The 15741-nt window shown below is 62.4% G+C and carries 5 protein-coding genes; all 5 read right to left on the reverse strand.

Annotated elements, in window-relative coordinates; translation table 11 throughout:
• Nucleotides 1-674: 674 nt before the first annotated feature.
• The 5 genes from M0746_RS13155 to M0746_RS13165 all read right to left on the reverse strand — a co-directional run bounded on the left by M0746_RS13155 (nt 675) and on the right by M0746_RS13165 (nt 15711).
• A protein-coding gene (locus tag M0746_RS13155) for an IS3 family transposase (RefSeq protein ID WP_446731262.1) occupies nt 675-1816 on the reverse strand; the annotation gives its coding sequence in 2 pieces (ribosomal slippage) (nt 675-1555 and nt 1555-1816; 1143 coding nt in all).
• Nucleotides 1817-1870: 54 nt separating this feature from the next.
• Nucleotides 1871-4522 (reverse strand): filamentous hemagglutinin family protein, encoded by a 2652-nt coding sequence (locus tag M0746_RS29460; RefSeq protein ID WP_446731330.1) that lies wholly within the window; start codon nt 4520-4522, stop codon nt 1871-1873.
• A gap of 2 nt (nt 4523-4524) precedes the next feature.
• Complete coding sequence (locus tag M0746_RS29465; protein WP_446731331.1) at nt 4525-8835, reverse strand: hypothetical protein; 4311 nt, start codon at nt 8833-8835, stop codon at nt 4525-4527.
• 26 nt (nt 8836-8861) lie between these two features.
• Nucleotides 8862-14372, reverse strand: coding sequence for a two-partner secretion domain-containing protein (locus M0746_RS29470; RefSeq protein ID WP_446731332.1), 5511 nt, complete (start codon nt 14370-14372; stop codon nt 8862-8864).
• Between the two features lie 229 nt (nt 14373-14601).
• Nucleotides 14602-15711, reverse strand: coding sequence for a substrate-binding domain-containing protein (locus tag M0746_RS13165; protein ID WP_258449483.1), 1110 nt, complete (start codon nt 15709-15711; stop codon nt 14602-14604).
• Nucleotides 15712-15741: the final 30 nt, after the last annotated feature.

Consider the following 15741-nt stretch of genomic DNA (forward strand, 5'->3'; position numbering starts at 1 on the left):
GGTTTGTGGGGGTTTGGTGAGTGCAGGAGCCCCAAACCCTCACCCCAGCCCTCTCCCAGAGGGAGAGGGAGCTGACCGAGGTGAACGGGAAAGGTACGTCGACGTGAATTACCGAGTCGTACTCAAGCTTTGATCCCCCACAAATCGGCACCCTCTCCAGGGGGAGAGGGCTGGGCGGGCGGTCTTCCGATGAGGGGCAGCTCCACCACAAACCCAAAGCCAACCACCCGCTTCTAACGGCTCAACAATGAGCGTTAGCTCGCGTGCTTTTGATCTTGCTTTTGACTCACCGGCGACGTCGGAAGGCTGAGTGGAGGGATTGATCCGGGCGTGGGAGCGCAGCGACCGTACGACGCAGTCGTACACAGCGGAAGGAGGTGCAGCGAAGCAAACCGTAGCCGCTGCGCCCGGATCGATCCCGGAGCGAAGGGACCCGAGCTTGCGAGGGCCGAACGTAGGAGCAAGCGTTTTTTTGCTTACTTTTTTAGGCGTTTGTAAAAAAGTGAGTCGCCGTCAGGCGAAACCATAAGCGGCCGTTACCGCAGCAACGGATATGCCCTGAATCAGAAAAATAAGGGCGACCCAACGGTCGCCCAAACATACCGCTCGAGAGTTCTCTTACAACTGATCTGGTCAAACGATACTGGACACGGTTATAGGGTTTAGGTCATTTCTCATGCTGCCAACGCTTCCATGGCTACCGGAGTTCGATAGCCGTTGTAACTGTGTAGCCTGATCCGATTGTAATAATGGGTCAGGTAGCGCAACACATCGGTACTGGCCTCGTCTTCGTTTCGGTAGCCAGCCTTGGGTATCCATTCAGATTTCAAGCTGCCAAAGAAACGTTCCATCGGGGCGTTATCCCAGCAGTTTCCTCGTCGACTCATGCTCTGTTTTATGCGCATCTCCGATAGCGTTTCACGGAACATTTTGCTGCTGTAATGGCAACCCTGATCCGAATGGAACATCAAGTTTTCAGGGCGTCCTCGCGACTCGAAAGCCAACTTCAACGCTTTACAAGTCAGAGCCGAATCAGGACTTCTGGACATCGCCCAGCCGACGATGCGTCGGGCATGCAGATCGAGCACAGCAGCCAGATAAACCCAGTAAGTACCGGCCCAAATGTAAGTTACGTCGCCACACCACACTTGATTGGGGGCCTCGACGTTGAACTTACGCTCCAAATGATTGGGGGCGTATTGCGCTTCCGCACCGCTTGGTTTGTAACGATGTCTGCGCCGTTGCTGGCTCTTCAACCCGAGCTCGCGCATCAGGCTACGAGCCATGTAACGACCTACCGACTCCTTTTCGTTACACAGCGCCTTTGCCAGGCTGCGCGCGCCCATTGATCCACGACTTTGCTCATGTAATTCAGCAGCCTTGATCTTGAGGCGATCGCGCTCGACGTCCACTTTTGTCCGCTGTTTCAGACGCTCGTAATAACTGCTGCGGTTGATACCAAATACGCCACACAACTCGGATCTTGGATATTGCTCGCTTAACTCCTCGATCAGCCTTACCGATCGAGGGAATCCGACATCAAGAGAGCTGTAGCCTTTTTTAAAATTTCCTTCTCGCGCTCAATCCGTCGAATTTTTGCTTCCAGTTCCTGGATGCGTTGTTGGTCAGAAGTCATGGCCTTGGACTTCTCAGGTGTCTTGCCGCTGCGCTCCGCACGCAGTTGCTCAACCCAGCGGCGCAGAGCTGTAGGGCCCACACCCATTGCCTCGCAGGCTTCACTCACCGAATAGTCTTTATCCAAAACCAGGCAAGCCGCATCCCGTTTAAAATCTGTCGAAAAATATCGTCTGGTCAAATCACACCTCGTCGCTGGGCGTAGATTACCGCCCTTTAGGGGTGTCCAGAATCATTAAGCCAGATCAACCGTCAGCTGCCCCCGCTCCTCCTCGGTCAACTGCTGCCTGGCCTGCTCATCCAACGCCCCCGCGCCCAGCACCTGCACCGGGCTGTTCGGGTTGTAACCCGGGGCCTGTGCGCGGCTGGCGCCATCGCGCGACGGTGTGAGTTGTTCGTTGCCGAAGCTCAGCACCTGCACGGTAAACACCGAGGCCTGATTCTGCCGCGCCGCCGCTTGTTGCTGGCGCGCCACGTCTTCAGCGGCTTGCGTGGCAGACGATGCCGCCGAGCTGGCCGAGGTGATCGCGCCGGTATTCACCGCCGATACCACCGGCACACCGCTCGCCTTGCCTTGCACCGAAATGTTCGCGGCGTTGACCACCGTCAGCGCGGCGATGTTGACGTTGCCCGACACGCGAATCCCCGCCTCGCCCGCATCGATGGTACCCAGCGGCGCGATCAGGTCGATATCGCCCGGCGCCACTTCGGCAATCGGATTGAGCGTGGCGATACCGGCGCCGGTGCTCGGCACCGACGGTGACAGCGTGACGTTGCCCCAGGTGTCGTATACCCGTTTCGGCGGCGTGTAGACCACGGTGGTTTTCGAGCCGCGACCAGCGTTGATATCGCCCTCGGCCGACCAGCCGAGAATCGAGCCGCCAAACGTGGTCATGATGCGGCTCTGGCCGAGCAGAATGCTGCCCTGCGAATACAGCTGAATATTGCCAGAGCCCTGGGTGATGATCCCCGCTGTCGAAGGCGGCGCTGCGCCTTCGATACCGAACACCTGACCACCGCCCGGGGTGAGCATCTGAATGTCGCCGCCAAACAGGGTCTTGACCCCTGCTCCGCCGTACAGCGTGATATCGCCGTCGTAGCGGATCGCGTTGCCGGCGACATCGGTGGTCGGGAACAACGCCGCAATAGCATTGCGACCGCGCAAGTAACTGCCCTGCCGTGGACCGTCGGCATCGTTGTATTCCAGGCCACCGGCACGCAGTTCGGCGAAGTACACCTGCCGCGCGAAGATCGCTTGCTCGGCAGTCGGCAGCGCGGCGAAGAATGCCTTGGCCTGCACGGCATCACCGCTGAAGCCGTAACCGAGGGTCAGCCAGCTTTGCAGCTCGTCGAGGTACGTCTTGATCACCTTGCCCGGTTGCGCGCTCAACGAGGTATCCGGATTGGCCAGATTTTGCGGATTCAGGTAATGCGCGATGAACCGTGAATAATCCGGCCCTTGCGCGCCGGTACCGGCCTGCAAGACCACGCTGGCGCCCGGCCGCTGATCACCTGCCAGCAACGAACCGAGGCTGGTGATGCTGGCCCGGTCTTCCATGAGAATGTTACGCCCGGCATTCACCTCCAGGGTGCCAGGGCCGGCGATGTCGAAGCTGCTGTAGAGGATGTCGCGACCGGCCGATACTTTCGACACGTCCCTTGGATCGTTATGCACGAACAGGTTGCCGGTGGAGTAGATCGTGTCCTTGGTGGTGCCGACGCCATCCTTCGGCGAAGTCGTCGGCTGGCCCAGATAGGTGCCAGAGGCGACGATGTCGCGACCGGCCATCATCCAGACCGGCCCGGCGGCTTCGTACCAGGTGCGCAGCGAATCGCTCGCCCGCAACGATTCGCCGCTGCGGATGCCAACCAGATCGCCGGTCAACGCGTAGATTCGCGCCGGGCCCATTACATCGCTGAGACGGGAGTACGAGTTGCTGCCGAAAGCGAACAAGGGATAACGCAGATTTGGTTCTGCGGCGACACCATCGCTGCCGCTGTTGGAGATGAACGGGGTTTGCGCCGAGTTGCTGGCATAGCCGTTGAACGCCGGGGCAAACGGCGTGGCAATCGCCAATGGACTGGCCCCGGACTGGTTGATCGCATAGCCGCCGGCATAAATCGAGTCACCGGCCAACAGCTCCAGTTGACCTGAGGCCGACGGCGCCAACAACAGCGACCAAGCGGTCGCGGGAGCGGTGTTGCCGACGCTGTAAGCCGCCGACGAACCTGCGTAAATCGAACCCTGCCCCGCCACTGCGCGCAGAATCGATGGATAGACGAAACGGCTGTCGGTGGGCGAAGTGTTCTGCCCTTTGAGTGGCCCGTTGGTGTCGGTCTCGGCCAATTGGGTACTCGGGGTGAGATTGCCGCCAGCAGAGAACAGATCGATCGCCGTGTGCTCGGTCCACAGCGAGAAGCCGCTCAAAATTCCGCCCTGGGTGATGTCCCCCGCCTCGTCAAACAACGGCGTGGCGTTCTGCAGACGCACGCGGCCCGGGTCTGCCGCGCCGCCGAGCACCAGATCGCCACGGGTGTTGATGCGCATGCCCGAGTCGCCGGGAATCAGCACCAACCCGCCGGATGCGTTGCTGGTGGTCGCGGTGAACGGGTCAAGCGCACGGGTTTCGCGGGCGTCATGCAGCACGTTGTTGGCGCCATATTGCAGATTGATGCCGCCGACCGCGCTGCCGCTCATCTGGGCCGCGCCGCGCAGGTTGATCAGTGCGCCTTGCAGATCATGTTTGGGCGGCGTGATCCCATCGTTGCCGGCCCGCGCTTGAAGGGACGGGTTGAGCGAGCCACCGATGCGGATATCCATGTCACCGCCACCGGTCAGTTGCAGGCTGCCGTCGCTGCCGACGCGACCGGTGCTGCCCACCGCCACGATCAGCCCCTGACTGCGCGGATGGGTCCGCGAATCCCCATCGGTCTGAGCATGCCGGCGTCTTCGCCGGCGCGCAGGCGGATATTGCCGCCCCCCAGCGTACCGAAACCGGTGAAGCCCACCAGATAGGGCGCAGCGTCCATGTCGGCATCCGGTAATGGCTGAGTCACATAACTGCCGAAGTTGATCCACCAGGCGGTCGGCACGTCAGTGTTGCCGGTGCCCTGACGCCATAGCCAGTTGCCCACTGCCACACTCGGCACCTGCTCACGGTAGCCGCCGCTATTGGCGGCCTTGCGCCCAAGGGTATCGCCAGAAACCGAACCGCCGGCACTGATCGTCAGGTTGCCCCCCAACTGTGGATACCAGGCCTGATAAAGACTGTCGGCGCCGCCGTTAACCCATTTTTCGACATCGCTGCCGGCGCTGCCCAATACCGAGTCCTTGTCCGACAAGCGCCCACGCATCTGGTTGTAGCGCGGATCGACATCGGCCGACTGGGTGCCCGCGGTGTACACGCCAAATGGCGAGGCCATGCTCAGATTACCGGCGGCGATCAGATCCAGATCGCCGGTGCCGGTGCGCAAGACGCTGAACATCTGACTGTGGATGGCAGCGCTCTTCGCCGGATTGCTTTCGACGCACACCTCGGGATAACTGTCGCACAGCGTCAGGTATTCCTCGGGAATCGGCGCGTAATCCTGGAAACCGAACTGGTTGCCTGGCGCCCAGGTCCAGCGCGCCATGGGTGCACAGGCACCGGGATCGGTGTCGCAGAGAATCAGGTATTCCTCGGGCACCGGTTCGAAGGCTGGGAAACCATACTGATTGGTTTCCGACCACACCGCGCGTGGATTGCCTTCGGTGATCTTCGCCCCGTAATGGGTGTCCGCCAGGCGCAGATTGCCCTCGGCGGTAAGCGGTTGCACCGCACGACTGTCGGCTGCGGAAAGATCAGCCCCCGCCACCGCGCGGATCGACCACGACGCACTGCCGGACGGCAACATCGGCGCGAGTGCCCAGTTGGCGCCCTGGCTGGCGCCATTCAAAGCGCGCAACTCGATGAACGCGACACCGTCAGCGAGCACCACATTGGTCATCGACGGAATCAGCGAGCCGCGCAACAGCGCCAGTGAACCGCTCAACATCAAATTCTTGCTACTGCCCGTGTCGGCATCGAAAGCGCCTGGCAACGGCACGCCTTTGGGCCAGGTCATGGCATTCAATGCCGTGTTGCGATTCAAGCGAATACCGGCGCCCAGACGGCTATTGGCCGGTACCGTGACATCGTCGCCGAGCAGCGTCCCGGCGGCATACAACAGATTGCCCGAAGCGTCATGCACCGCCCCCGCCAGCACCGTGCCGGCGCTGAAGGTATAAGGTGCGGCCAGTTCTACCTGCACCGGCAGCAGCGTACCGCTGACCAGTGTCGTCGCCTGAATGGGCAAATCGTAGTTGAGGGCCACGCCCGAGGGAAACTGCGTACCCGGGGCCAGCGTCACCCCGGCTCCCGGCACAATCAGATCGCCGCCGAACGGCTGCACGCCCGGCAACAGCTTCCAGCCAGCGTCGTCGACGGTTTCGGGTGGCGGCGCGAAACCGTCGTTGATGCTGCCGTAGATATCCAGGTTGCCGCCGGCGCGGATCACCAGGCTGGCGGACTCACCAGAGCCATAAACACCAGCGACCTTGCGAGAGTGCGGATTGATGCTGTCATAGCGGTAGCGCGACAGATCGATGTCACCTTCCACCACCAGGTCACCGTCCGCTGTCTTGCTGGCGATTTCGACGCCGGGACGCAGATGGAAAGCATCGGCGTAAGCCGCGTTGTTCAGACCGGCCAGTTTGCGTTGCAACAGATCGGCGTTACTCAGCGCGGCTTCGATGAAAGTCGTGTTGTCGCCGTCGATGCGGGTAAAGAGCGCCTGATCGATCACCTGATACGGCCGGCCACTGACCGCTGGATCGACGCCATCGCGCGCATCGGTATAGCGCCGCGTGCCATTGAGACCGATGGAACGCGCGCCTTGAATATTCACGGTGCCAGTCGCGTCGATGGCGATGTCACCGGCGCCCAGACGCGGTGCGTTGAGTTCCAGGGTACCGCGCAGCATCTGATCGTGCTGACCGGCGAGCACACCCGGCACCGCATCGGTACCATGACGCAAGTCGATGCGCGTACCCGACGCCAGGGTCAACAACCCGGCGCCTGAATTCAGCTCGACCATGGCACGGTTCGGCGCGTCGATGATCTTGCCGTAACTGTCGACGCGCAACACCCGACCATGGGCATCGAGCACGCTGTCGCCGGCCAGCGTCAGGCCGTTTTGTGCCGACAGTCGAATGCTGCCGACCCGCTCGCCGCTGGCATCGATCAAACCGTCGACCGTCAGGCTGCCATTGTCCACCGAGACATTGACCTCGCCAGCCTTGAGCCCGTCGCCAATCCGCAGATCGCCTTGTTTGAGTTGCAAGCTGCGACTGCCGAACACCTGCCCGGCGTTCAGGCGCTGGTTGAGTGCCGCGCACTGCACGCTCGCATCACCGCCCAACTGCTGCGCGCGAATGTCCACGCCAGCGGCGTTGTACGGCACCAGCGTGCCGCCGGCATCGTAATAGCCACTGCTGGCGCCGAGAATCTCGCCCTGCAGATCGACGATGCCGGCATCCGCTGCCAAGGCCACGGCGCTGAGGTTGCCGGCCTGGTTGTTTTTTGCCGACAGGTCGATGCGCGACCCGGCAAGCTGGCGGATATTGCCGTTGTTGCTCAACAAGGATACGTCGCCGCCCCAGCTGTATTTGCTGACGTCGTTGAACGGCAAGGTGCGCCCGGACATGTCCAGTTGCGCACCGTCGGCCAGCGTCAAGTCGTGTTCGGCTTTGGCCGTGAGTTTGCCGCTGGCCAGCGCAATGCGGCTGTCGAGCACGATATCGCGGGCTTGCAGATGGAGCTCAGCGCCGAGGGCATCGGCCACACCCGAAGCTGCCGCACCGCCGAGCGTCAAGCGATTGCCGGCTTTGAGCAGATTGACCGACGCTGCCTCACCGGTCAGCAACGGTGTGCGCAGCGTGAGGTTGCCGCCCGTGTAGGCGTAACCCTTGAGCGGGTCGTAAGCGCCCTGCTGCTGATACACCGCCAGGCTGCCTTTGTGATTGGCGGTGATACGTTCGCTGGCGCTCAGGTTAACGTTGGCAAACCCCAGCGCCAGACGATTGTTCTGATCGAGGCCATTGGGTTGTGGCATAGGGCCGTAACCCAACTCGATGCGTTGTGCCTGAATATCCAGGGTACCGCTGCCGGTACCGGCGCCGCCGCTGATCACACTACCGGGGTCCTGAGTGGCCCCGTTCCAGATCAGGTTGGCGGTGCGGATCGTCGCGATATCCTCGGCAACGCCTGCGCCATAAATCGCCGGGGTGGCGAGCACGAGGTTTTGCAGCTTGCTCTGGCCTGTCTGCGCATCGAAGGTATCGAGGGTCACGCTGCCGTAGAGATTGAAGGCATCACGCGTGGTCAGGCTCAGTGTCTCCAGAGCCGGCGCGCCGAACCGGGTATCACCGCGCAGCAAACGATCCAGAACATTCTGGTTCAAGGTCAGACCGGCCGGTACGCGGTCGCCAGCAGCCGCCAGTGCCTGGGCACTGCCAGCGTTGAGCGCACCCACCGCCAGCGCCAGATGACGCGTGCCAAAACGCACGGCTTCACCAAGCTCGAACTGGTTATCCGTCGCGGCGGTGATACTGCCGTTTGAATACAGCAGCGCCGGGCTGGCACAAACCGTCGTGGTGCAAGTGCCGATCCGAATGCTGCCGGCACCGGTGAAACCGCCGCCCGCCTCCGGCGCCAGCACATTGGTCCAGCCGTTCGAGACCACCACCACACTGGACGCGCCCGGCTGGTAAATGTACCCGGCCGTCGAGTCATAAGCGGCGTTGCCACGCCCCAGGGCGTTGATCCCGGCGCCCGCTTCGACGGTGATGCCGCCACTGATCGAGTTGGTGCGCAGCAATACTTCCGGCGCCGCCAGCAACGCCCCGTCACGCAGGACGATGCTGGAGGTGTCCCCGATGAATCCGATGATGTTGCCCGACGTGCTGTAACTGACGGTCGGCATCGCGCCGAGGGTCAAACGTCCGGCGTTGAGGTTATTCAACGTTTCGGCGTATAGCGAGATACCGTTGAAGCCCTCGGTGGGCGCCTGCCCGCTGCCGAGGATTTCGAAGCTGCTGCGGGCATTGCCACTGCGCACCACTGCCGTGCCCACCAGGCCACCCGCGGCGGCGCCGAAGCGCGCCTGTCCGTTGAACTGCAATGCGATGTCCTGCTCGCCACCGTCAATCAGGCGCAGGTCCAGCGTCTTGCCGTCCTGCGGGGCCAGCGCCCGGGGACTCCACGGCGCACGGCATCGCTCTGAATGAATTGGCCGAGACTGGTTTCGTTGTACTGCGAGTAACGGCGCAACACATCCGCCGGCGTCAGGATGATCTGTTGGGCGAGGCTGTCGCGCAGGGGGGTGTTGGCAATCGACATTTGTCCGCTGCCAGTCCACGAACCATTACGCATCGGCAACGCACCCTGGCTTGCACCCGGCGTTGCCTGACCGTTGACTTCGACCCGGAATGCCCCGGGCAGCAAGGCAAACGTCGACGGCAACAACGTGTATGTACCCGCCGCCAGACCCGGCACTCCAGCGCCAATAGTGACCTGCTGACCGATACGCGGATCGACTGCGCCGGCCTCGGCCAACACCGGTGCGTAGGTGCTCTGGTTGCCCGGAACGATTGCGTAAACAGGGTTGCTCGCCAAACCCGGCAAGCTGAACGTGCCGTCGGTAGCGTTGCGCACCAGCGGATTGAAACGGGCATCTGTTGAACCGCCGCGCCCGGAAATGAAACCGGCACCGCGCAGGTCGCCACCGCCCGACAAATCGATGATTGCGCCGCTCTGCACATCGATGTACTGCGTGCTCATCGACACACCGGTCGCTTCCCCGGTGACGCCGTTCAACACCACCGATCTGCCGCCGTAGCGGTAATCGATGCCATCAGTGGTTCCACCGTATGGCATGACCAGCCCGGCAGCGCTGACCGACGTCACGCTGCCCGGCAACAAACGAACTTCACGGGTGGTGGTCAACAAGTCGTCGCCAAGGACAATCTTGCCCAGCGGTGCACGCAACACACCGCCCTGCTCGATAGACGCCGCCGAGAAGGTCAGCTTGCCGAACGCCGAAAAAGGCGCAGCAGCCGGCGCCGCTCCGTGGCCGCCGATGCGCAGGGTATGTTCGGCCGGCGACTGCGCGCCCTGATAACCGACACGCACTTCTGCCTGAACATCACTGGCGGGATAGATCTGTGCCGCACGCAGGTTCAAATCACCCGGGGTCCACAAACGGCTCTTCTCCGCGCCATCGGTTGGTGCCAGAAAGCGCAGATCACCGCTGCTGTCGAGACTCACCTGGGCAAAACCACGGCGACTGTATTCGGCGGCCGCTGCCTTCAGTTGCAGGATCGAACCCTGTGCCCCGAACGACAGACCATTGCCCAGATCCATCAGGTTGGCCGACGCCGTGAAGCGGGCATCCGCCAGCCTGGCGGTCGGGCTGTTCGTCAGGCGCGGGCGCACGCTGCCGACCACGCTGTAATAGCTGCCGACGCCGGACAGGCGCAGATACGGCGCGCTCAGATCGACCCGTGCCGTGTCTTTGGCTGACTCGGCCAGGGACAACGCCCCGGCGTACAGGCTAAGGCTTTGCTGCATGTGCAGGTTGACGTCACCGTCGAACGACAACAGTCCGTTACTCAGCAGGCTCAGGGTGTCGAAGCCGCCCGCCATCAGACTGTCGGCATGCACACGAGCCTGACCGTAGCGCAAACCGTCGTCAGCCTCGCCTGGGCGCAGGTCGGCGGCAAGCGTCGGCCCGGTCGATGTCTGGTCGATGATCAACTCGCGTGGCGTGCGTACACTGTTGTCCGCCGAATCGACGTACAACGGTGTCTCCAGCGCCACTTCCAGACGACCACCGGCTGCCCCGGCACCGCCGGCCAGTGCGCGCAGATCACCGTCAATGAACAGGCCGTTGTAAGAGCCGATCGCGATGCGTCCGCCATCCGTGGCTACGCGCGTCGGTCCCTGCCCGGCGATGTCCAGCAGCGCCTCGGCGCCCGAAGCATCGAGTTGTGCGCCCTGGCGCACCACCACGTAAGCATCGGCGGCAGTGGCCGTGGCGAGTTTCGCGTCGATCTCGCCACCGAGGATGATGCTGCCCGCCTTGCCGACCTGCCCATAGGTGCGACCCAAAGCGTCCACTGCGGTGTTCACGCGCCCTGCCACATCCAGCCGCGCGTGTTCACCGATCCAGATCGAACGGTCATGCGCGTTCGGCTCCGCGAGTTGATCGGAGGTGGCCGGTTTGATCGAGCCGAACTGCTGCTGGCGGATATCAATGGTGCCGCCCCAGGCATTGAGTTCACCGTCCACGGTGATCTGCCCGGCGCCGCGCAATGTGATGCTTTGCCCCGGGTCGACGCTGATGCGCGAGCCACGGCCGAGGGTCAGGCTGCTGTTGGCCGCATCGATCAGGCTGAGCAGGCTGGCCCCGCCTTGCAGCGTCAGGCTGGCACCGGCGCGTTGCGTCAGCACGCCCTCAGTCGGGTTTTGCTGGAACAGCGCCGGCGTCCACAACTCCAGCGCCGCTTGTGGATCGGCGCCGCTGAGCTGATTCGGCGCGGCATCGCTAAAACGGTACAGCGGCAGACTGACGTCCACGACACTGCCTTCAACCACGTCCAGACCGCTCAAGCCAATCAGGTTGTAAGCGGAGAAACCTTTGTTGAACAGATCGGTAGACAGTTGCAGGGTGTTGTCGGCCAACGGTTTGTCGCTCTGGCCGATCAGGATCTTGTTGGCCTGCACGGTCAAGGTGCCGCCACCCGTTACACCGTAGCCACGCAACTGGCCATCGAGGCGCAGGTGCGATTGGCCGGGCGTAGATATCGCGCTGGATTCCAGCGTCAAATCACCGCCCTTGCCGCCGCGGGTCTTGCCGTTGGCGAGGATCGCGCCACCGGACGACACATCGAGCACGCTGCCGGCACCGATATTGATATCGCCGCTGCTGCGGATCGACACCCGCCCACCGTTGAGCGAGGCCAGGCTCGCGCCATCGTCCGGCCGGGTACGCAGATTGCTCCAGACGCCGCGGGTATCGAGGTGAACGTCTTCGGCCACAGACACTTGCGTCGGCTTGCCGGTTGTCGCCGTGAGCCGGGTGTCGCTGCTCTGGGTACCGTTGAACTGATTGAGCACGTTGCCCAGACGCAGGCTGCCGCTACGCGCGGTCAGGTCTGCGCCGATCTGCACATCCGGCGCATACAGCGTGATGTCGCCAGCGGTATCAACGGTGATCGCGCCGTCAACGACGACTTGATCCCGGGCCGCCACCTTGAGCGCACCGAGACGCAAGCCGTTGAGCTGCTCGTTATCGAGAAACAGCTTGCCCTGGCGCGTCTCTGACACCGCACTGGCGAGGTCCAGGTCATTGCCGGCCAGCGGCCTGTCGCCACCGATCTGCACCTGATCCAGCAACGGATTGAGCGTATACAATACGCCGCCCGCCGCCGCGACATACGCCGGGTCATAACTGCCGACGATCAATTGCGCGCGGCGTGCCAGCGCGGTCTGGCTCTGCTCATACCCGTCGAGCACCGGTTTGGGCGCCTGATTTTGCCGCTCGCCCTGATACACCTCGCCGAGCATCTGCCCGTCGAGCATGGCGTTGGCCGTGGCGATCACCAGTTGCCCGGCGTCCCGCCCCACGGTGTAACCCGACTCGATACGCGAGCGCGGGGCAATCAGCGGGTTGTAAAAATAGCGGGTCTGACCCCAGCGTTCACTGCTGTCCTCGAAACCGTTGTACAACCCGGTGTAAAGCAGATCGCCCGGCGCACGGGACACTTCATACAACTTGCCGTCCGCACCGCGCAGCCAGGTCTGGCGAATCTCGCCGCTTTGCACATCCAGGGTGCCGCCGGACAGTTTGATCAACGAGCCCTTTTCGGTGACCACATCGTTGCCGGCAAAACTCACCGTCCCACCCTGCGCCATCCATTCGCCGACGCTGTGCGTCTGGGTGCCGAGATAACCGCCGACTTCAAGCAAGCCGCCGGCGGTGTACCAGCGATCCGTGGCATAGCCGTTGGTGCCCGCCGGCACGTAGACCAGTTCGCGTACATCGATCCAGATGTCATTGCTGTTGAGCGCGCCCTTCTCGCGGTTGACCGAAGCATCGCGCTGCTCGTTGCCTTGCACATTGATCTTGATGTTGTTGTTTTCCATCGCCACCTTGACGCCGAGTGCGCCCGACACGTCGATCATCGCCCCGTCGCGCACCAGGCTGCGGCGCTGCGCCGTCACTGCCACTTGCCCGCCGGTAGCGAGGGTAATCGAGCCGTTCTGGAACTCGACGCTGCCACCGCTCTGAATCTCGATACGCGACTGATCGCCCCGAATCCGGTTGTTCGCAGTGACCGCGCTGAGGGCCGCCTGATGCTGACTGTCGAGCGCGGTCAGGTCGCTGCTGTCGAGCATGATCGCCGTGACACTGCCTTGCGTCAGCGTGACGCTGCCGTTGGTGTCGCTGGCGGGGTTGGACAGGTGAACGGTGCCGCGAGCAGCCACTGAGGTGCTGGCGAGCAATACGCCGTTCTGCACGACTTCGTGGCCGGTCAGAGTGATGTCGCCTGTGGCGGCCTGGATCAAACCGTTGTTGCTGACCTTGCCGCTGACATCGCCGGCCTTGAAGCCCGGCGTGACTTCGTTGCCGAACGTGGTCGACAGCGCATTGCCCTCGGTGCCCGCGCCCTTGCGGATATAGAAGCGGTCACCGGCGCCGAGCACGGTCTGGCCCTTGGCGGTGCTGATGCTGCCGTCGTTCTGCACTTCGCTGCCGAGCAACAAGGAATAACCACCGCCATCAGTAGACGTCGCGGGTGGGTGCGTGGCAATGCTCGCGCCGCGTTCCACCAGCACCTTGCCCGCGGCATCGGTAAAGGTCGGCTGCGTGGCGCTACTGTCAAAGTACAGACCACGCTCGCGGAACTGGGTATCGGTGATGCTGGCCGCCGCTGCCACCAGGTTGCGCACATTGACCTGACTGCTGCCGCTGAAGACGATGCCGTTGCGGTTGATCAGCATCACCGTGCCGTCGCCCTTGATCTGCCCCTGGATCTGGCTCGCCCGGGCATTCGGATCGTTGACCCGGTTGAGCACCGCCCAGTTCGCTTGCTGGTCAAATTCAACCGTGGTGTTGCGCCCGACGTTGAAGGTTTCCCAATTGAGAATGGCCTTGTCGGCGGTCTGTTCGATCTTCACCGTGGTCTTGCCGTCGGCCTGGGTTTGCTGCGGGCCCTTGGCATTCTGCCAACCTTGGGTGAGGCTGTTATCGACTTTCAGGCCACCCTCGCCCAGACCGTCCGGGACAAACTGCACCGACCCCAGCGCAGCGGCCCGACCCGCCGCCTGAGCCGCCTGCTGCGCGGCAATCGCGGCGACCGTATTGTTCAGGGTCTGGATCGAGCGCTGCAATTGCTGGTTGGCTTTTTGCTGCTGTGCCAGTGGCGGCGTCATGCCGGGCAAGCCGCCGCTGCTCGGCCGCGCGGCTGCACCTTGCTGCGCGGCCCCCTTGGCGGCGAACCAGTTCGAACTGAACGCCGTTGCCGCCTGCGCATTACCCGCCACCAGACACAACGCCACCGCTTGGGCCAGTGGCTTGAGCAACCACAGCGCCGGCTCCGCGGCTTCACGTTTGAACGGCTGGACGTTGGTACGACGGGATGGGCGAGCGAGCATCACTACGAGATCCTTTTGGGTTGCCACACTTTGGTTGCCACACTTTGGTTGCCACACAGGCCGCAGGCGTGCAAAAACCTGCTGTTACGTCATAGGCAGTTGGCGGCGGTCGCGACCGAACGGATGTCACACAAACTTCATGTTTGCGGAGTATCCGCGGTGTCTGTGGTTGTTTTGCAGGCAATAAAATGGCAGCCCAGGGGCTGCCATTGATTGGCACGCCGCTGTTTCAAAGAGGACGGCCAATCCCGTTGCAAACGGAAGGGTTGTTGATGTCGAGGTTGTAGCCAGTGGTGTTAGTGATGAAGTTGGCGGTGACGGCGTTTTTCCAGCTCAGTGGCATCACCAGTAATTTGTGCGCCACCACCGCGGCATTGTTGCCAGGATTGCTGTAGTGGGTGGTCAGGAAGGCGCGAATCTCGTTGGCCACGTTGGCATCCCTGTAGCACTGCCCGATGATCAAGTTGCTGTAGGCGACCATTTTGTAGCCGTTGAAAGGGTTCGCCACCACGGGCGACCAATTGGCGGGATTGGCTGCCTGAGACTCTGACGCCGGTGGCGCAATGGACGACAGTCCGAGCGCGATGTTGATCAGGGTTGGCAACACACCATTAAGACGCGCAACGACAGTGTTATCGCTCACCAGTACACCGTCAGGGCCGGAGTAACCGATCGAGCCGTCGACCTGATTGATCGTAGGCAAGACATCTCTGTCGCTCGACACCCCGACCCAGTTGCTCGGCAGTGTCGAACCTGACGGCTGGCGCGCCGTCGTGAACAACGAACTGGTCGAGAACTTTGTCGGGCAAACGGAATTGAGGTGGCGAGTGAGGATTTCCGAGGTGCCGCTGGCGTTGTTCCGGTAGACCACGCGAATCGGTGTGGTGTCGGCAGTGCCCATGAGATGGCCCCACGTTGGGGCCTCACCCGACAGCGCCCAGCACAACTGGCTGCTCGTCAGGTTGAGATTATTGATACCGCTCTTCTTATAGGACACGGCGATTGCAGTGCCAACGGATGGCAGCTGAATCAGCGGACCATAACTGGCGTTAAAAGCGCTCTGGTATTGGCGGATTTCGCTTGCCGTCAGGATCGAATCGCTGCCAGTGAAATGCACAGTGCCTGTAGTGCCGAACGGCGCAGCATTGTTGCTTAAAAACGCCGCTTTACCTGCCCCGCTGCCAACACCGGCGTAGCTGAAACTGACCGGCAAAATGCTGTTGGCCGAGCCCTTGTAAAGCGCCGCAGGCAACGTCGCCCCGCCACCGGTCACCGCCAACGCGTGGCCCGACATCAACGCCCCCGACAGCAACGCAACCTTTGCAATGTGTTTGTACATGTTCAATCTCCTTATCGAATGCCCCGCGAA

Source organism: Pseudomonas sp. S11P7, from assembly GCF_023195435.1.
Lineage (GTDB): Bacteria > Pseudomonadota > Gammaproteobacteria > Pseudomonadales > Pseudomonadaceae > Aquipseudomonas > Aquipseudomonas fluorescens_G.